This is a genomic window from Corynebacterium canis, assembly GCF_030408595.1.
Lineage (GTDB): Bacteria > Actinomycetota > Actinomycetes > Mycobacteriales > Mycobacteriaceae > Corynebacterium > Corynebacterium canis.
Genome location: NZ_CP047080.1, coordinates 2,140,967 through 2,159,174, shown reverse-complemented (window position 1 = coordinate 2,159,174; position 18,208 = coordinate 2,140,967). Strand labels below are relative to the sequence as shown.

The 18,208-nt window shown below is 62.2% G+C and carries 17 protein-coding genes; 12 read left to right on the top strand and 5 right to left on the bottom strand.

The window, feature by feature from the left end; genetic code table 11:
• Nucleotide 1 precedes the first annotated feature (1 nt).
• A complete protein-coding gene (locus CCANI_RS09550; protein ID WP_186750042.1) occupies nt 2–1,390 on the top strand; it encodes a class II 3-deoxy-7-phosphoheptulonate synthase in 1,389 nt (462 codons plus the stop codon).
• Here CCANI_RS09550 and CCANI_RS09545 read toward each other — a convergent pair.
• Nucleotides 1,281–2,444 carry a glycosyltransferase 87 family protein gene (locus tag CCANI_RS09545; RefSeq protein ID WP_146323421.1) on the bottom strand — a complete coding sequence of 388 codons (1,164 nt, stop codon included), beginning with the start codon at nt 2,442–2,444 and terminating at the stop codon, nt 1,281–1,283. The genes CCANI_RS09550 and CCANI_RS09545 overlap by 110 nt on opposite strands.
• Entirely contained in the window at nt 2,413–4,668 is a 2,256-nt protein-coding gene (gene pknB / locus CCANI_RS09540) for a Stk1 family PASTA domain-containing Ser/Thr kinase (RefSeq protein ID WP_146323422.1), read from the bottom strand. The genes CCANI_RS09545 and pknB overlap by 32 nt, the downstream gene beginning before the upstream one ends.
• A 108-nt stretch (nt 4,669–4,776) precedes the next feature.
• Here pknB and CCANI_RS09535 point away from each other — a divergent pair, with 108 nt between their 5' ends.
• Nucleotides 4,777–5,127 (top strand): Rv2175c family DNA-binding protein, encoded by a 351-nt coding sequence (locus tag CCANI_RS09535; RefSeq protein ID WP_186750060.1) that lies wholly within the window; start codon nt 4,777–4,779, stop codon nt 5,125–5,127.
• Here the strand turns inward: CCANI_RS09535 and CCANI_RS09530 are convergent.
• Together CCANI_RS09530 and CCANI_RS09525 are read right to left on the bottom strand one after the other, a co-directional pair.
• A complete protein-coding gene (locus CCANI_RS09530; protein ID WP_146323424.1) occupies nt 5,096–6,526 on the bottom strand; it encodes an alpha-(1->6)-mannopyranosyltransferase A in 1,431 nt (476 codons plus the stop codon). The two genes, CCANI_RS09535 and CCANI_RS09530, sit on opposite strands and share 32 nt — an antisense overlap.
• Entirely contained in the window at nt 6,519–7,559 is a 1,041-nt protein-coding gene (locus CCANI_RS09525; protein ID WP_146323425.1) for a polyprenyl synthetase family protein, read from the bottom strand. Before CCANI_RS09525 ends, CCANI_RS09530 begins: the two co-directional genes overlap by 8 nt.
• A gap of 55 nt (nt 7,560–7,614) precedes the next feature.
• Here CCANI_RS09525 and metF point away from each other — a divergent pair, with 55 nt between their 5' ends.
• Together metF and CCANI_RS09515 are read left to right on the top strand one after the other, a co-directional pair.
• Entirely contained in the window at nt 7,615–8,568 is a 954-nt protein-coding gene (metF, locus tag CCANI_RS09520; protein ID WP_146323426.1) for a methylenetetrahydrofolate reductase [NAD(P)H], read from the top strand.
• 257 nt (nt 8,569–8,825) lie between these two features.
• Complete coding sequence (locus CCANI_RS09515; protein ID WP_146323427.1) at nt 8,826–9,113, top strand: hypothetical protein; 288 nt, start codon at nt 8,826–8,828, stop codon at nt 9,111–9,113.
• Between the two features lie 298 nt (nt 9,114–9,411).
• Here the strand turns inward: CCANI_RS09515 and CCANI_RS09510 are convergent, their stop codons facing one another.
• The gene (locus tag CCANI_RS09510) at nt 9,412–9,978 is read right to left on the bottom strand and encodes a GNAT family N-acetyltransferase (RefSeq protein ID WP_146323428.1); all 567 of its coding nucleotides are present in this window, start codon (nt 9,976–9,978) and stop codon (nt 9,412–9,414) included.
• 102 nt (nt 9,979–10,080) lie between these two features.
• Between CCANI_RS09510 and CCANI_RS09505 the strand changes: the two genes are divergently transcribed.
• From CCANI_RS09505 to CCANI_RS09470, 8 genes are all read left to right on the top strand, one after another.
• The gene (locus tag CCANI_RS09505; protein WP_146323429.1) at nt 10,081–10,473 is read left to right on the top strand and encodes an SAV_6107 family HEPN domain-containing protein; all 393 of its coding nucleotides are present in this window, start codon (nt 10,081–10,083) and stop codon (nt 10,471–10,473) included.
• Between the two features lie 84 nt (nt 10,474–10,557).
• Nucleotides 10,558–10,932, top strand: a complete 375-nt coding sequence (locus CCANI_RS09500; RefSeq protein WP_146323430.1) for a DUF3040 domain-containing protein — start codon at nt 10,558–10,560, stop codon at nt 10,930–10,932.
• Nucleotides 10,933–11,264: 332 nt separating this feature from the next.
• A complete protein-coding gene (gene mraZ, locus CCANI_RS09495; protein ID WP_027011903.1) occupies nt 11,265–11,696 on the top strand; it encodes a division/cell wall cluster transcriptional repressor MraZ in 432 nt (143 codons plus the stop codon).
• Nucleotides 11,697–11,831: 135 nt separating this feature from the next.
• A complete protein-coding gene (gene rsmH / locus CCANI_RS09490; RefSeq protein WP_146323431.1) occupies nt 11,832–12,812 on the top strand; it encodes a 16S rRNA (cytosine(1402)-N(4))-methyltransferase RsmH in 981 nt (326 codons plus the stop codon).
• A gap of 12 nt (nt 12,813–12,824) precedes the next feature.
• On the top strand, nt 12,825–13,466 hold the full coding sequence (gene ftsL, locus CCANI_RS09485; RefSeq protein WP_146323432.1) for a cell division protein FtsL: 642 nt from the start codon (nt 12,825–12,827) through the stop codon (nt 13,464–13,466).
• 44 nt (nt 13,467–13,510) lie between these two features.
• A complete protein-coding gene (locus CCANI_RS09480) occupies nt 13,511–15,322 on the top strand; it encodes a peptidoglycan D,D-transpeptidase FtsI family protein (protein WP_146323540.1) in 1,812 nt (603 codons plus the stop codon).
• Between the two features lie 45 nt (nt 15,323–15,367).
• A complete protein-coding gene (locus CCANI_RS09475; RefSeq protein WP_146323433.1) occupies nt 15,368–16,771 on the top strand; it encodes a UDP-N-acetylmuramoyl-L-alanyl-D-glutamate--2,6-diaminopimelate ligase in 1,404 nt (467 codons plus the stop codon).
• Nucleotides 16,768–18,207: a UDP-N-acetylmuramoyl-tripeptide--D-alanyl-D-alanine ligase gene (locus tag CCANI_RS09470; protein WP_146323434.1), complete on the top strand. Its 1,440-nt coding sequence runs from the start codon at nt 16,768–16,770 to the stop codon at nt 18,205–18,207. The genes CCANI_RS09475 and CCANI_RS09470 overlap by 4 nt, the downstream gene beginning before the upstream one ends.
• The last annotated feature ends 1 nt before the right edge of the window (nt 18,208 follow it).

Genomic DNA, 18,208 nt, shown 5'->3' with positions numbered 1-18,208 from the left:
CGTGAGTTGGACTGTAGATATTCCCGTGGCTGAGCTCCCCGATTTGCCGCCGTTGCCCGGTGGTATCCAGGAGCGATTTGATGACGTTATTTCGCGCCCTGCATACCAGCAACCGAGCTGGGACCAGCAGCAGGCCGATACCGTCCGCAAGATTTTGGAGTCGGTGCCGCCGATCGTGGTGGCCCCGGAGATTCGGGGGCTGCGCAAGCAGCTCGCCGAGGTTGCCCTGGGTAGGGCGTTCCTGCTGCAGGGTGGCGATTGCGCCGAGACTTTCGAGTCCAACACCGAGCCGCATATCCGCGCGAACATTAAGACGTTGCTGCAGATGGCCGTGGTGCTCACCTATGGCGCCTCCACTCCCGTGGTCAAGATGGCCCGTATCGCAGGCCAGTATGCGAAACCACGTTCGTCGGACCTCGATGCGAACGGGTTGCCGAACTACCGCGGCGATATCGTCAACGCCGTGGAGGCTACGGAGGCTTCTCGACGCCACGACCCCGCCCGCATGATCCGCGCTTACGCGAACTCGTCTGCCGCCATGAATTTGGTGCGTGCCTTGACCACTTCCGGCACGGCCGACCTGCACCGCTTGAATGAGTGGAACCGCGAATTCGTGGCGCAATCGAAGGCCGGCGCGCGCTACGAGGCGTTGGCGCAGGAAATCGAACGCGGCATGGCCTTTATGCAGGCCTGCGGCGTGGCGGACCATAATCTTCGGCACGCGGATATCTTCTGCTCCCACGAGGCACTGCTGGTGGATTACGAACGCGCCATGCTGCGCCTCGCGGACGATGATGAGGGCAATACCGAGCTATACAACCTGTCTGCGCACCAGGTGTGGGTGGGCGAGCGCACCCGCGGCATGGAAGATTTCCACGTGAACTTCGCAGCGTTGATCGCCAACCCGGTGGGGTTGAAGATCGGCCCTTCCGTTACCCCGGAGGAGGCCGTGGCATACGCGGATCGCCTGGATCCGAACTACGAGCCGGGCCGGCTGACCCTGGTGGCGCGCATGGGCCACGATAAGGTGCGCAGCGTGCTGCCGGGCATCGTCGAGGCGGTGGAGGCCTCTGGGCACAAGGTGATCTGGCAGTGCGACCCCATGCACGGCAATACCACCACCGCATCCAATGGCTACAAGACCCGCCACTTTGACAAGGTGATCGATGAGGTGCAGGGCTTCTTCGAGGTGCACCGCAAGCTGGGCACCCACCCCGGCGGCATTCATATCGAATTGACCGGCGAGGATGTCACCGAGTGCCTCGGCGGCGCGGAGGACATCACCGATGTGGATCTGCCGGGCCGCTACGAATCGGCCTGCGACCCGCGGTTGAACACGCAGCAGTCCCTGGAGCTGGCGTTCCTCGTTGCGGAGATGCTGCGCAACTAAGCCTGCAACAGATAAGCCACAGCGCCGCCGCTACGAATAGGTAGTGGGCGGCCAGTAGGCTTTCCCACCCGGCCCATTCGCCCCAGGGAAGCCATTTGTGGAACTGGCCGATGGTCATTGCGGCCAGCGCCCACCAGCACCACCAGCGCGCCACCCGCCACATGATCACTACCCCCGGCACCAGCCATACCCAGTGGTGGGACCAGCTGACGGGGGAGGCGACAAGGCCGAAGTACGCTACGGTGAGTAAGCACGCGGCGTCGATAGGCGTGCGCCAGGCAATGACAAATACGCCGCACCCAAGCGCGGCAATCAGCCACCACCAATGCTTATCGACGTCCGCTCGCACCAGCACAGCCAGCAACGAAACGTTCGTAGCCTCCCCCAGATCCCCAATGCGGTGGGCATCCCACAAAGTGCCGGTGAAATACGTGATGGAATCGCGCGGCCGAAACGCGGCCGCCAACCCCGTTGCCGCCGCACCAGCGCCCGTAAACCAGGCGGCGGCGCGGAAATCACGGCGGGCCAGGAAATACAACAGGAACACCCCGGGGGTGAGCTTGCAGGCGGCGGCGAGACCCGTGAGCAGGCCGCGGGGGAGCCTGCGCTGGGGCGCGAGGCAATCATGCAGGACCAGCGCCATGAGTAGGATATTGATCTGGCCGAAGCTGATCGTACTGGTGACCGGTTCCAGAAGCAGGGCGGCGGCCAGGATCGCGCCGATATGCGGGGTGTGGAGCGTGCGCAGGGACCAATAGAGGCACACGACGCTGATCGCGGTCATCGCTACCTCCGCGGCGAACTGCGGCAGGGCGGCCAGCGGGGCCAGGAGCAACGCGCCGAACGGGGGATACGTAAAGGGCAGCGCGCGATCCGCCGTGGGGTAGGCGCGGTGGTAGAGATTGCCGGGGTCGTGCAGCAATGCGGCGGCGCCCTGGCGGTAAACATCCACATCCACCAGGTAGCGCCAGCCGTCGCCGTTGACGCTCACCGCCGCCAGCGCGGCGAGCACAAGCAGCCAGCTAGAACGGGTAGAGAGTAACCGTTGCACCATATTCAGTCAGGGAGGCCGGGGACGGCGACTGGGAAATAATGCGGTCGCTATTGTCTGCGTCATCCACGCCGGTGACCTTGAAGCCCTCCCGCTGCAGGGTAGCCACGGCGTCTTTGACGGTCTTGCCGATCACAAGGGGGACGCGCACCTGGTGGGTCACCGTGAGATCCACTTCCGCATTGGCGGGGTCGAGGAAACGGCCCGCGACGGGGACGGTGCCCGAGACCACCTTGGTGCCGCCCGAAGCGGAGGAATCCGTGGTGACGGTGCGCACGCTAATGCCTACCTCCGAAAGCTTTTTGCGGGCCTCCGATTCGGTGAGGCCGGTGACGTCGGGCACCTCGATGGCATTGGAAAGGATCAGCTTGATCTCCGTGCCGCGATCCACCTCGGCGTCGGTTTCCGGCGAGGTGGAAATGACCTTGCCGCGGCCAATCTCGGCGTCGAATGCCTCTTCGATCCCGGAGACCTTCAGGCCGGCGTCTTCGAGGGTCTGAATGGCCTCCTGGCGCGTTTTATTGCGCACGTCCGGCACGTGGACCGGGGCGGGCCCCTTACTCAACGCCACGGTCACCGTGGAATGCGTGCTCACGGTGGTGCCAATGCCTGGGTCCGTGCTCACCACCCCGCCTTTTGGGACCTCGTCCGAATACACATCGGCGCCCTGGGCCCACACCAAGGTGCGTTCCTCAAGCCGCTCGCGATATTCGCTGGCGCTATAGGATTCTGGAATGCCCGGCACGCTGGGCTTTCCCAAGGAAACCAAGAGCGCGACATTGCCGCCGCGCGTGGCCCATTCGCCGGTCTTCGGATTGGTGTCCGCGACGAAACCCGGTTCGATTTCGTCCGAATACACATCCTCCGCGACCGGGGTAAAGCCGGCCTCCTGTAGGGCGGCCTCCGCGACGGTGCGTTCCATGCCGATCACCTGCGGGACCTCGCCATAGCGCCCGGATCCTAACCACCAGCCGCCTACCACGACGGCGGCGGTCACGATACCGATCACCAAAAGCCACACCGCAAGCTTGGCCTTGGATCGGTTTTCCACGGCCGGGGCTTGCTTTTGCACCACAGGCGGCCCGGGGGGTGCGGGCTGCTGCGACGGATCCGGAACCGGCGCCGGCACCACCGGGATTTCGCCGGTCGTTTCGGGGCGGCGCTCGTAGGCGGTGGTGGCGTTGATCGGGGGCGCGGCGTCGACAGGCAACATCTGCGTGGTCTCCGCCTGCTCCTCGGTGACTGCGGGAATTACGGTGGTCGCGGCGTGCTCAATCGAATTGCCGACGCCCGCCGCAACCATCGCCGAAGTAAGTAGATCCGTCGGCGGGGAAGCCTTCTCATTGGCACGATGCGCGGCGGAATTCAGTGGGATCGGCACCTCATAATCCGGCAGGCCCAGGTCCCGGACCGTGCGCTCCATATCCGCCAGAAACTCCCCGGCGTCGGCGTAGCGCTCGTGGGGGTCGCGGGCGGTGGCGCGGGCAAGCAGGGCGTCGAACTCCGGGGGAATATCCGGCACCTTCGACGAGGGCGGCGGAACGTCTTCATTCAGGCGCTGATAGGCGTGGGCGACGGGGGTATCTCCCGAAAACGGGGTGCGTCCGGTCAGGAGTTCGAAAAGCAAGAGGCCGGCGGAATACACATCGCTCTGCGGGCCGGTCTCCCCGCCGGTGACCTGTTCGGGGGAGAGGTAGGACACCGTCCCCACGATCTGGTCCGTGGAATGCCGGGACGCCGCGCCCGCGCGCACCAGGCCGAAATCCGCCAATTTCACCTGATGGTTGCCGTTGATCAGCACATTGTCAGGCTTAATATCGCGGTGCACCATGCCCGCCTCGTGGGCTACTGAAAGGCCGGTAAGAACGCTGCGCATCACGGCGGCCGCGGCGTACGGCTTCATCGGGCCTTGCTCATCCAGGAGTTCCCGCAGCGTACCGCCGGTGATTAATTCCATGATGAGGTAGACGTGCTCGCCGTCGCTGCTGGCGTCGTATACATTTACTAGGCACGGGTGGGAAAGCATTGCCATGGAGCGCGCTTCCCGGCGAAATCGGGTGCGAAAAACAGGGTCATCGATAAAACGTTCGTCCATGACTTTGGCGGCGACACTGCGTCCCAAACGGAGGTCAATACACCGATACACGGTAGACATACCACCCCGCGCGATGGGGGTTTCAATTCGATAGCGTCCCTCAAGGACATCGCCAGCGTGCAATCCTGCCATGCGCACCATCTTGCCCGATTCGGCTTGCTGAATGCTAGCTAGGTGAGGGGAGGTTCGCCACCGGCGCACAACAGGGCTACATTGAACACTGTGAGTTCTATTCCCGCGATGCACAAGGTATTGCCAGCAGACGAACCCGTATTGACCATCCCCGAAGCCGCCGAGCTGATGGGGGTGGTGGTGACCAGGGTGTTCCACCTTATCAACGACCACCAAATCATCCCCGTACGCCGCGACGGCGTGAAACTATTGCCCAAAGCCTACTTCAATGAACACGGCGAGCTGATGAAGTTTGTGCCCGGCGTAATCGCCCTGCTCTCAGACGGCGGGTTCCAGGACGAGGAAATCCTGAGCTATCTCTTTACCGAAGATGAATCCCTGCCGGGGCGGCCAATCGACGCATTGCACGGCCACCTCGCGCGGGAGGTTATGCGCCGCGCGCAGGCGATGGCGTTTTAATGCGCAAAGTGCCGAACTCGATCCATCGCACGGCGTACCAGGCGGCGGTGCCCGCTATGGCGATCCACACGATGTTGTAAAGCTGGTGGTTGCCGCTGCCCGTAAACGAGCAGGCGATCAGGACGGAAAGGCCGGTGGTCCAGCGGACGATCCGCTGGTCCGGATTAAACGTGCCCACTAAGGCGATCAGGCTGGTGTAATACCAAGGCAAGGTCACCGCGTTGAACACGACGGCGACGGCGTATGCTGCGGTGATGCCGATCACGGCGTCGCGATCCGTGCGGCGGAACAACCACCACACCGTAACCAAGCCCAGCAACATGAGGATCTGCGACACGCTGCGGGCAACCCCCAGAAACGCGTTATAGGAAAAATCCTCGTTGACCAGGGAAGCGGCCGGCGACACCAACCCCGCCAGCAGCGACGGAAACGCCAAAGGATTAATCACCTTCGAATTACCGGAAATCTGGGAGACCCAGCCCCAGGAGGAGCCGGAAAGGTAGGTCACCAGCGCCACCACCGCCACGGACAGGGCGGTCATCCAGGTGCCGGAAACCACGAAGTTCCACATGCGGCGCGGGCGGCTATGGTCCGGACGCTGCACGGCGCGCATGGCCATCCACACCATAAATGGTAGCGCAAACACCGCCGTAGCTTTCAACGAAACGGATAGTGAGACAAGGACAACGCCCAGCGCGAAACGCCTGTTCAGGGCGCACAGGACGCCCACGCACACCAGGCCCACCATGATGGATTCGTTGTGCATGCCGCCGATAAGGTGCAGCGTCATCACAGGGTTGGCCACCCCCAGCCACAGCGCCAGATTGGGGTTGCCGCCCAGGGCCGTGGCGATGCGCGGCACGGACCACACGATCATGGCGAACCCGGCCAGCGAAACAAGCTTGTATAGGAACACCCCGGCGGTGACGTTTTCGCCGACCAGGCGGGTAATTCCCTCGCCCAGCCACAGGTGTAGCGGGCCGTAGGGGGTGGTGGTATTGCGCCAGTCGTGGCTGACCTCCAACAGGTAGGGGCCCGGATTGACGGCGGCACCTTGGGTGTATGGGTCGAAGCCGTCGCGCATCATGGCCCCCTGCATGAGGTAGGAGTAGACGTCGCGCGAAAGGATCGGCCCGGCGAACACCAGCGGCGGGATCCACCACGCCAGCGCCTTCAGCGTTTGCTCCTGGTGGCGGCCGAGCATGACCCACGCCGCCACGAACATCATGATCGAACACCAGAACGTAACGTTGGAGAACCCGGCGCCGTGGCCGAAGGACAGGAAGGAAAGCCCGAATGCGTCCAGTAGGCCCCCGCGATTGCGGGTGGCCCCACCCCCGAAAGAGGCCAGTGTGAGCAGGATGGAGCCGACGAATCCAAGGTAGATGGGGTTACGCATGTCGCGATGTCGCCTTTTGTGCCATGCTGTGCAGCCCGCTGGTCACTTCCGGCGGCAGCGAATCGTCCAAATGTGCGAGGCCGGATTCGGTCAGCGTTGCTATTCTCTGTTCGATAACGTCCACCGCCCCGCTGGCGCGAATAATGTCCACCAAACCGGCGGTATTGGGCGTGCCTACGCCGGCGCGGAGGGTGGCCGCGGCGGCTGGGTCCGCGGCGTCGAGAAGCTGCAAGGCGGTGGCTAAGAGGACGGTGCGTTTCCCCTCGCGCAGGTCGTCCCCGGCGGGTTTGCCCGTGACCGCAGGATCGCCGAAAACGCCTAATAGGTCGTCGCGCAGCTGGTACGCCACGCCGATATCCCGCCCGTAGCGCAATAGGGAATCCGCAGGTGTGTTCGCAATGGCTGCGCCGAGGTGCAGTGGACGGGCAATGGTGTACGCGGCTGTCTTGTATAGATTGATCTTTTCCGCCTCCGCAATCGATTCATCGCCGCTGGCCTCCACGCTCACATCGAGGATTTGCCCAGCTATAACCTCGGTTCGCATGGCCCGCCACGGCTCCCACGCGCGCGCTAATGCGGCGGCGCTTAGGCCCGAGGAATTGAGCAAATCATCGGCCCAGCTTAGCGCGAGGTCGCCGAGGAGGATCGCCACGGACGCCCCATAATGCTCGGAATTTCCCGACCATGCGTTCGATCTATGGTGTGCTTCCACCGCGCGATGGACGGTTGGCTTGCCGCGCCGGGTATCGGAGGAATCGATAATATCGTCGTGAATGATTGCGCACGACTGAATGAATTCTAGGGCGGTGATAGCCCGCAGCACGGCTTCCGGGTCCTCGTCGCTGGGCGCGCTCATAAACCCCGCCCAGGCGAATGTGGGCCGGATGCGCTTGCCGCCGCGTAGCGACTCTCCGAGCAGCTCAAACGCCGCCGCCGTGGCCGGGCTAATATCGCACACCTCTGCGCTTCGGGAGGCAAGGTAATCCTCGATAATGGTGTCGATGCGGCGCGGAATGTCGTGGAGTGCAATCACTGTCGTGTGTCCTCATCATTGGGGGAAGGATGATATGAGAATAAGATACCCAGGCATGACCCCAACGAACTACCAGTTAGCCATTTCCGACGCCCTCAAACGACCAACCCCTGGCCGCATACCGTTTTCCGTGGAATTCATGCCGCCGCGTGACGACGCCGCTGAGGCCCGCCTGAAACACGCGGCGAAAACGTTCCACGACCTCGGCGCTTCCTTTGTATCAGTCACCTACGGTGCCGGTGGTAGCACACGCGAACGAACCGCTCGGGTGGCGCGGCGGCTGGCCCGGCAGCCCTTGACCACGCTCGTGCATCTCACACTGGTGGATCACACCCGCGAAGAACTCGTGGATATCCTGCGGGAATACGCGCGATTGGGGCTTTCGAACCTGTTGGCGCTGCGTGGCGACCCGCCGGGTGATCCGCTCGGCGAATGGATCCCCACCGCCGGCGGCCTGACCTACGCGAGCGAACTCATCGAATTGGTGCAAAGCCTGCCGGAGTGCGAACACTTTGAAATCGGCATCGCCTCGTTTCCCGAGGGGCACTACCGCGCTGCCTCCCTCGAGGAGGACACCCACTACACGCTGGCGAAATTGCGCGCCGGGGCGAACTACTCGATCACACAAATGTTCTTCGATGTGGAGCATTACCTGCGGCTGCGCGATCGGCTGGCGGTGGACGCCGAGCACGGGCACAAGCCGATCATTCCAGGGCTGATGCCCATTACAAGCCTGCGATCTGTGCGGCGCCAAATGGAACTAAGCGGCGCCGCATTGCCTCCCGCCCTCGAACGCCGGCTCGAACGCGCCGCCGCCGGCGATGAGGAGGCCAACCGGGAGGCCATCCGCGAAGTTGGCATCGAGGTGACCACCGAAATGGCCGAACGCCTTATCGCGGAAGGCGCCCCTGACCTGCACTTTATGACCCTCAATCTCGTGCGGGCCACCCAAGAAGTCCTACACAACCTCGGCATGGCCCCCGCCGCGGACATGGACGTGATCCGCTAGCCCACCGGCGGTACGGCGGTTGAGTACAACCTATCGGTGACCTAGGCGGTGGCTGCGCAGCCTATCGGCGACCTCGGCGGTGAAGCGATCTGGAGGCGTTTAATCGGCCGCTGGCAGCTTGCGCGGATAGGTTGTGTGCAGCCGTTGACCTGCGATCGTCCGGAATTTCTTCATTAGGGTGGTCAACGAAGAATAAAAAGATGATTTGCAGCGTTTTTGGGCCAGATTCGTCCTGGATTTCTTCGTTGGGGCCCCGAATGAAGAATAGAAAGACCAGCCCCAGGTCGGCAGTTGTGCACAACCCATCGGCGACCTTGGCGGTGGTGTATAACCTACTGCCGCTGGGCGACTTGGGGGCCGAAATCAGCCGACAATTCTCCGCGCTCAGGCAGATCCGACATGCCGGGGTGCTCGGGACGGTGTTTCCGCTGGACGCCGAATTCGCCGTGTCAGATGTGCCTGAGGCAGATCCGGCACGGCCGATGGTTCGAAAAAGTTCAATCTTGTCCGCGCTTCACGGCCTTGCCAATAGCTTGCGCGGATAGATTGTGTGCAGCCGTTGACCTGCGATGGTCCGGAATTTCTTCATTGGGGTGGTCAACGAAGAATGGAAAGACGAGCTGCGGCGTTTTTGGCCAAGATTCGTCCTGAATTTCTTCGTTGGGGCCCCGAATGAAGAATAGAAAGACCAGCCCCAGGTCAGCGGTTGTGCACAACCTATCGGCGACCTAGGCGGCGGCACACAACCCATCGGCAACCCAGGCAGTCGCACACAACCCATCAGCCAGCACGCGGCACCCATCATTCAACCGCAACCCGCCGCCCGAAATCCCAGCCCCTAATTTAAGATCTTGTCTCCAACGGCAATGGAGCCCACAGCACGGCGAATGGCCGGTCGTCTCCGGAAAAGTGGAAGTTTCGCAGGACGTCTCGGAATCCTAGGCTCCGGTAGAGCCGAAACGCAGCATTGTTTTCGTTTTCCACTTCCGGCGTGGACAGTAGCGCGTAGTTCGATTCGGCGTGTCGCGCGAGTGCGGTGATCAGTGCCCGCCCGATCCCTTCGCCTTGCCTGCTCGGCAGCACGTGGACTTCGGCGATTTCGAAGTAGTGGCGGAGGATTTTTTGTGCTTCCGGCCCGTATTTTCCGGCGCGGATGAGTCCGTGGTGGATTTGTTGGTACCACCAGTGGTGTCGCATGCCGATGTATCCGAAGGCGATGCCCACGGGTTTTGTTCCGTCGAGTGCGCATACGGCGGTGAATCCGGCGTTGCGGGTGAGGTGCTGCCATGCGTTGATGCGGGTGTGGCGGATGCCGGGGTGATAGCCCATGGCTTGGATATAGATGTCCACAAATGCGGGCGCGTGCCGGGCGAATTCGGGGGTGCTGAGGTGGCGCAGAGAAACACTCACGCCCACCAGCATAGGACGAACCCACTCGAACATACGTTCAAGCCATGTTCGAAGTCCTCGATAGCGTTGCATACATCAGTTCGAGAATCGAGGAGTTACACCATGTCAACCGTAGTTTCCGCCACTTTCTACCGCGCACAAGACCGCAAGGCCGATTTCCTTTCGCGGGCGTATGGTCTGCTGGATCAGGCGCACAGTTACCTCCGTGCGGGGGATCTATTGCTCGCTGTTGATTGCGGTTACCAGGCCGCCTTGCGTGCCGCCGGTGCCCGACTTGTGGGGGGACGCGCGCGGGGTAGTGCGTGGGAAAGACTCCGGCGTATCGACGCCGCGGGTGCCCGCCAGGCTGCCCATTTTCAAGGTTGGTCTGCGGTGCGGGCGCGTGCGGTAGTAGGGTTAGATATTGGGAAAAGTGCTACGGAAGTCAACATTTTTCTCGCCGATGTTGCATCTTTTATAGAAGAGGTAGAAGGCAGGTTGCCGCTGGTAGCGTAGCGGTGCCGACAATGCGGGAACTTTCCGACTACTCTTGGCGTTAGACCTAACGTATAGTAGGCCAGCACACAGTGTGGAGGAATCGTGTCCCTTTCTGAGCAGGAGCAGAGGATGCTTCGGGAGATCGAGCAGTCGCTCGCCCAAGATCCTGCATTCAGCGCTGTCGTTGCAGGGCACAGCCCAAGTCCGCAGTCAGGCCTTACGCTGCGTGGTCTCGCGATCACGGTTGTTGGGCTTGTCATGTTGGTCGGTGGCGTGGCCCTGAGTCAACAGAACCTTTGGTTTACTGCGCTGAGCGTGGTGGGTTTTTTGGTGATGTTTGGTGCGGGGGTTTGGATGTTGCGCGGGGGCGGCGGAGATCCAATGGTTTCGCCACGTCCAGTGAAATTGCAATCGGGCGCGTTCGGCGCCCGCATGGAAGAGAATTTCCGCCGTAGGTTTGATGATCCGCAGAACTGATCCGGTGTGCTAGCCGCACGCGTAATGCTTTCCCCGCCTCGGCGGGGATTTTTTCTGCCCACTTTGCCCCACATTTGTTCACGCACGATCTAAATGCGCGGTACACAAAGTGTCTAAAGGGGTTGGTGTGACGCATGTGAGGGGGTTTTCGGTCATATTTTTCACTGACGCCCCACCTCCCTCCACCCCTACTGACCTGCTGAAATTAAATCGAGTGGGGCGAAATGGGGGTTTTGGCATGACAAAAGTGGGGCAAAGTGGGGTAGTGTGGGGCACAACGGAGATTATCTCCGTGAGGTTGTATCGACTGGAGTGAGGAAGGTAGGCCGCCGATGTTTCTTGGTACCTACACTCCGAAGCTCGACGATAAGGGTCGCCTCACCCTCCCCGCGAAGTTTCGCGAGGAATTGGCGGGCGGCCTGATGGTGACCAAGGGACAGGATCACTCTCTTGCTGTGTATCCCCGCGAAGAGTTCGCGGCACGTGCTCGCAAGGCGGCGGCTGTCTCGCGCACGAACCCGAAGGCGCGTGCGTTCATTCGTAACTTGGCGGCAAGTGCGGATGAGCAGCGGCCCGACGGGCACGGGCGCATCACTTTGTCTGCCGCCCATCGCGCCTACGCGGGTTTGACCAAGGAGTGCGTGGTGATCGGCTCGGTGGATTTCCTGGAAATCTGGGACGCTGAGTCCTGGGCCGCATATCAGGCGGAGACGGAGGATTCCTTCTCCGATGCTGAGGACGACGTTTTGGGTGGCTTATTGTAGGTCACCGCAGAGTGCGTGTACGGACTCTGCCCGCAGGATCTGGTGTACTTCCCCGATACCAGATCCTGCGGACAGGGCCCTATACGCGCCCTGCAATACCTGTTAATCTCCGGCACCGAGAGGGGGACAAGCCTTATGGACACATTTGAAAAGCATTACGGGCACGTTCCCGTTCTCCGTGACCGTGTAACAGAGTTGATTGCCCCGAGCATCAGCGAGGGCTCCGTGATTATTGACGCCACTTTGGGCGCCGGCGGCCACAGCGAGCATTTCCTTAGCGTGTTCCCAGACGCCTACGTGATTGGCCTCGACCGCGATCCGAACGCCTTGGCTGGGGCTCAGCAGCGGTTAGCACGTTTCGGCGAGCGCTTTGTCGCCGTTCACACGCGTTTCGACGGCGTGTTCGATGCGATCGCAGGCGGCTCCGGCGCCGCATTTGAATGGGCGCGCGAGGGAGTATCGGGGGCACTGTTCGATCTGGGCGTGTCCTCGATGCAATTGGACCAAGTGGATCGTGGCTTCGCCTATAAGGTCGACGCCCCGTTGGATATGCGCATGGATCCAACCCGTGGCATCACCGCCGCGGATGTGCTCAATACGTATTCGCACGGCGAGTTGGCGCACGTGTTAAAGGCCTATGGCGAGGAGCGTTTCGCGGGCAAGATCGCTGCGGCGGTGCTGCGGGAGCGTGCGAAGGAGCCGTTTACGCACTCCGCTCGTCTAGTCGAACTCTTGTACGCCACGATCCCGGCAGCCACGCGCCGTACCGGTGGGCATCCGGCGAAGCGGACGTTCCAGGCGCTGCGGGTCGAGGTGAATCGCGAGCTGGATTCTCTGGCCGCCGTTATACCGGTGATTGCGCGCATGCTCAGCGTCGGTGGTCGGGCGGTGTTTATGAGCTACCAATCGCTCGAAGACAAGATTGTGAAAAAGCAATTCGCCGAGCTTACGGCTTCTAAGACTCCGCCGGGTTTGCCCATGGATCTGCCCGGCACTGCGCCGGAGTTCCGGTTGGTCACGCGCGGCGCGGAGCGGGCTTCACCTGAGGAAATTGAAGAAAACCCAAGGGCTGCACCCGTGCGGGTGCGCGCAATTGAACGAGTCGAAGTGCAATAGAAGGAGGCAGCGATGACTACTCAATTAACCACAGTGCGTCCTCAGCCCACCGCACTTCCCCGTACCCCTACGACTACGCCCACGCGGAGGCGATTCCAACACACTCCGGGGTCGCGGCAGGTGGTGTCGGTTCGCGGTCGTCGTGTTACCACGACGCACAAAGCTGATCCCAAGGTAGTGAAGTTCTTAGTCCTCGTGACAGCTGTGCTGGCTGGGGGCATCGCCACCACCATCGGCCTGTCTGGTATTTCTACCGAACAGACTTTCAAGCTCCAGGAGCTGCATGCGGAAGAAACCCAGCTGAATAATCAGCTGGAGACGCTGCACCGCGACGTCGAAACTGCGCGTTCCTCCGCGGAAATCGCGCGCCGTGCCGCCGGTTTCGGCATGGTCGTCCCGGATCAGCCCGGGGTGCTTGCGGTCGGTGAGGACGGCACCGTGACGGAGCAGCGCCCCGCCGATCCGAGCAAGACGCAACCCATTATCGATGTCAATGGCAAGCAGATCAGCCCTTCGCGCGCATCTTCGAATCCCGATGAGACCCGCGATGTGAGCGATAACCTGAATCCGATCCCGCAGAGCAACCTGCAGCGGCCGAACACTGTTCCAGGGGTGACTCCGTACGCGCCGCGACATGATGGTGGCGCCCAGTGACCCGGCAACACGATGCCATTAAGCTTGGTCAGCGTCGCCTCCGCATGATAAAAATCGTCGCGGTGGTGACGGTGACCCTGCTGGTCGGAAGGCTGGCGTGGGTGCAATTGGTGTGGGGGCCGGCGCTCGCGGCCGTAGCGGAACAGCAACGCGCCCGCACCTATAAGGACCCCGCCCGTCGCGGCACCATCACCGATCGGGACGGTAAGCGTTTCGCGTACACCATGCAGGCCCGTTCGCTCACAATTTCGCCGAAGCGGCTGCGCCAGGAGATCGAGGAACGGCACGCCAGCAATCCCGACGATTACGCGCCGCTGGATGACACGCTCAAGGACATCGCCAAGGGCATCCCGGAAATGATCAAGCAGGCCGGGGAATCCTCCGATAAGGCGGCCGAAAAGGTGTCCGAAAAGGAGATCTTGGAAAAGCTGAAGGCGGACACCCAATACGAGGTTTTGGTGCGCAATGTCGACCCCGATGTGGCCGCCGATATCGCCGCCAAGTTTAAGGGCATCGCGGCGGATCACCAGGATATCCGCCAATACCCCAATGGCGCGATTGGGGAAAACTTTATCGGCAAGATCAGCATGGATGGCGTCGGGCAGTTCGGCTTTGAGGCTTCCTCCGACAATCTGCTCGCGGGTATCGACGGCCGCTCCACCGAAGACGTGTCCACGACTGGCCAGGTGATTCCGGGCACGCTGCGCGATAAGGTGCCGGTGGTCGATGGTGCGGATGTGCAATTGACCATCGATCTTGATCTGCAGACTTATGTGCAGCAGCAGGTGGAGCAGGCGCAATCGAACTCTTTGGCGCAAGGGGCGTCGGCGGTGGTGCTGGATGCCACCACCGGCGAAGTGCTCGCCATGGCCAATGACAATACGATCGACCCCACCGGCGATATCAGCAGGCAGCTGGAAAAGGGCAAGAACTTTGATAATCCGGCGGTCACGCACCCGTTCGAGCCGGGCTCGGTGGCCAAGGTGGTCACGGCGTCGGCAGCCATTGAAGATGAGGTGACCACGCCGGACGAGGTATGGCAGGTGCCGGGCAGCATCGATATGGCCGGCGTAAATGTCAAGGACGCGTGGGAGCACGGCACGGTCGGCTATACCACCACGGGGATCTTTGGAAAGTCCTCGAACGTGGGCACCCTGATGATGGCGCAGCGCGTCGGCGAGGACCGCTTTGCGGAAATGTTGGAGAAGTTCGGCATCGGGCAATCCACGGGAATCGAATTGCCGAGCGAATCTGAGGGCCTCTTACCCGCGCGCTCCCAATGGTCCGGCGGAACCTTTGCCAATCTGCCGATCGGGCAAGGAATGTCCTTAACGCTGCTGCAAATGGCGGGCGTGTATCAGGCGGTGGCCAATGATGGTGAGCGTATCCAGCCGCGCATTATTAAAAAGGTGACAAACCCCGATGGCACCGAGGTGGAGCAACCCGAGCCGGAGCGCGTGCAGGTGGTCAGCCCGCAGACCGCGGTGACGGTGCGCGAGATGTTCCGCTCGGTAACGCAGAATGATCCCAGCGGCGTGCAGATGGGTACGGGTGTCGGCGCAGCGGTCGAGGGGTACCAGATTTCGGGTAAAACCGGTACTGCACAAAAGGTTGATCCGGCATGTAATTGTTATTCTAATTCTAAGTATTGGATCACGTTTGCGGGCATTGCTCCGGCCGATGATCCTCGCTATGTTATTGCATTAATGCTGGATGAGCCGAAGCGTGGCGTACATGGTGAAGGTGGCCAGAGTGCCGCACCTTTGTTCCATGACATTGCGTCGTGGTTATTGAACCGCGATAACATCCCCCTTTCTGCCCCTGTGGAAGGTCCGTTCGTCCTCCAAACCCCGTAGTCTGGAATAGTTCGGCCGAGACTCGTGACCAAGGAGAAAACTCAAATGGACTTGACTACCCTTGCGAAGATCGCAGGTGGCAGGCTGGTGAACCCCGCAGATATAGCAATCGATGCGATTGGGTTACACGCCCAAGAGCTGGAGCAGGGTGGCTTGTTCGCCGCCGTGCCGGGGAGCAGAGTTCATGGCGCGAGCTATGCGGTTGATTCGAAAGCGGCGGCGATTCTCACGGACGAGGCTGGCCTGGAGTTGCTTGCGGAAGAAACCCGGCCGATTATCGTGGTGGCGAATGTGCGTGCGGTTTTGGGGGAGGTTGCGGCGGCGATTTACGGCGACCCCAGCACGGACCTGGTGGTTATCGGCGTGACCGGCACCTCAGGGAAAACCACAACCACGCACATGTTGGAGTCGGGGTTGCGCGCCTTGGGCTATACCGTGGGGCTTATCGGAACCACAGGGACGCGGATCGCGGGGCGTTGGGTGCCCACCTCGCTGACCACCCCGGAGTCCACCACGCTGCAGGAGCTGTTTTCGCTGATGAAGCAGCGCGGCGTGACGCATGTGGTGATGGAGGTATCCAGCCACGCGTTGTCCTTGGGGCGGGTGCAGGGCACCAAGTTCGATGTCGCCGCGTTTACTAACCTTTCCCAGGACCACCTGGATTTCCACCACACGATGGAGGAATATTTCTCGGCCAAGGCGGTGTTTTTCGCGGGTATGGCCAAGCAGAACGTGATCGTCGCGGAAGACGAATGGGGCCGCCGACTGTTGGCGGAGTATGGCGGGATCGAGGTCGGGGAGCTGCACGTGACGGGGCCGCAGCGGTGCCGAGTGCGGGTGGGGGAAAGCGACGTGGATATCCAGCTTTCCCTGCCGGGGCGGTTTAACCTGCAGAACGCGGCATTAGCGACGACGTGCGTGGCCGCCGTGGGCATAGACCCTGCGGCGTTTGCAAAGACGCTGGTAGATGTGGGTGTTCCGGGGCGCATGGAGGCCGTGGATGAGGGGCAGGATTTTCTGGCTGTGGTGGATTATGCGCATAAGCCCGCGGCGGTGGCGGCGGTGCTGGACACGCTGCGCACGGATTATCGGGTGGGCATCGTGATCGGTGCCGGTGGGGATCGAGACGCCGGGAAACGCCCGCTCATGGGAGAAGCCGCCGCCACCCGGGCGGCCTTTGTGGTGGTCACGGACGATAATCCGCGTTCGGAAGATCCCGCCGCGATTCGTGCCGCCGTGCTGGAAGGTGCGGCGCGGGGGAGCGCGGAGGTGGTGGAGATCGGCAATCGGGCACAGGCTATCCGCGCCGCCGTGGCCTGGGCGCAACCCGGGGATGCGATCGTTATCGCAGGTAAAGGGCATGAGACCGGGCAGCTGATCCAGGGTGTGACGCACCCCTTTGATGATCGTGTGGAATTGGCCGAGGCTTTGCGTGAGGTGCAGCGATGATCCAGATGACGGTGCAGGAACTCGCGGATGTGGTCGGCGGCACCTTAAGCGGGGTCGATCCGCAGGCGCTGATCACCGGACCGGTGGAGTTTGATTCGCGCAAGGTGACCGCAGGCTCGGTGTTCCTAGCGCTGCCGGGGGCGCGCGTGGATGGGCACGAGTTCGCGGCGTCGGCAATCGCGGCGGGCGCGGTGGTGGTGCTGGCGGCGCGGAAGGTCGACGCCCCGGCTATCTACGTGCCGGAGGTGGCGCGGCCCGAAACCAATGCGGAGGCCTATGCGCACGACCCGACGGCGGACACGGCCTCGCTGCTGCGGGCGCTTTCGCTGCTGGCTCGGCACGTGGTGGAGCGCACCAAGGTGCAGGTCATCGGTGTGACCGGGTCGGCTGGGAAAACCTCCACAAAGGACTTTTTGGCGTCGCTGTTGCCGCACGTGGTCGCGCCCCCCGGAAGCTTTAACAACGAGATCGGCCTGCCGTACACGGCGCTACGGTGCACGGAGGAGACGGAGTTTTTGGTGGCGGAAATGTCCGCCCGCGGGCTGGGGCATATCCGCCAGCTCACGGAGATCACCCCGCCGCAGCTCGGCGTGGTGCTCAATGTGGGCACCGCTCACCTGGGGGAATTCGGCTCCCGCGAGGTGATCGCGCAGGCGAAGGGCGAGCTGGTCGAGGCGCTGCCGGAAACCGGCGTGGCGGTGCTCAATGCGGATGATGATGCGGTGGCGGCCATGGCGCAGCGCACCAAGGCGAAGGTGGTGCGATTCTCGGCCTCCGATTCGTCCGCGGAGTATTACGCCGCGGGGATTTGTAGCGACGAGTTCGCGCGGGCTTCCTTTGAATTGCATACCCCCGTTGGGCACCGGCCGGTCAGCCTCGGCGTGCATGGGATGCATCAGGTTTCCAATGCGCTCGCCGCTGCCGCGGTGGCATTGGAGGCGGGGGTGCCGTTAGACGCGGTCGTCGCAAAGCTGTGTGCATACCGCGCAGTTTCCCAACATCGCATGGATGTGCGGACGCGTGCGGATGGCGTGGTGATTATCAATGATGCCTATAACGCAAACCCAGAGTCCATGCGGGCCGGGCTGGAGGCGCTGGCACACACGGCACGCGGCCGCAGCTGGGCGGTTCTCGGTCAAATGGGCGAACTCGGCCAGGGTTCGGCGGAGGAGCATCGGCGGCTCGCGGACGTGGTGGCGGAACTCGGCATTTCCACGCTGATCGCGGTCGGCGTCGGAGTGAACGCGCGGGCCTTGGCCGATGCCGCGATCGCGCGCGGAGTACCCACCCTGATGGCGGATAGTTCAGATGCAGCTATTAACTTAATTGCGGAAGAACTTCAGCCTGGGGATGCCGTGCTAGTCAAGGCGTCCTTTGCTGAACGCCTGTGGACGGTAGCCACGGGCCTTTATGAAGCATGCCCAAACGAAAAGTGAG